Source organism: Bacillus sp. LR--39 (assembly GCF_053613335.1).
Genome location: NZ_JBSIOT010001170.1, coordinates 1 through 611 on the forward strand (window position 1 = coordinate 1; position 611 = coordinate 611).

At 50.7% G+C, this 611-nt stretch carries 1 pseudogene; it reads right to left on the reverse strand.

Features of this window, described 5'->3' with window-relative positions:
• Positions 1-611: pseudogene (locus tag ACWHAR_RS29205) on the reverse strand (hypothetical protein); the annotation flags it as partial.

Here is a 611-nt window from a genome sequence, read left to right on the forward strand (position 1 = left end):
CGACTGAGGCTCCTTCCCGGTACTGCCATTCCGTTATCGTGTGATAAGTGAGCTTCCTTTGATCTGCTTGAATCTGAAGGAGCCCATAGCCTTTTTCGTCAGCTGTCGGGACAAGTGCGTAAATGGCGCCGTCATGGAAACCGGAGGCTCGGATGTAGTAGGGGATGACGTCTTTTTTCCACCCACCGTCCATCTGCCGGTACAGCTCTGAGCGGTATCCGTCTTTCTTTTTGTCGTAGCCGGAGTTGTATAAGGTGTAAAAGCCGTCCGTGTTTTGCAGAAAGCCTGCGCTGTCGCCTGTGTGCTGATAGGTTCTTTTATGGGAGCGCAGGCCGTTTTTGATCGTATAAATCGTGTTTTTGTCCTCCAGCATCACGCTGTCACCGTGAACCTTGGCTGAGCCCAGCTCAAGGCCCTTCATCTTAAAGGAAGACAGCGATCCGTCCTGGCTGATAAACAGGGCGTAGCTTTTCCCGCCGCCAAATGCATCTTGATCCGCAGAGGATGAGAAATACAGCAGGACTTCTTTGTCATCCAGGAAATCGGGGTTTCTGAGATCCTGCTGACTTACGGTTTTATGGCTTTTGAGAGGAGAAAGGAAGACAAATAGT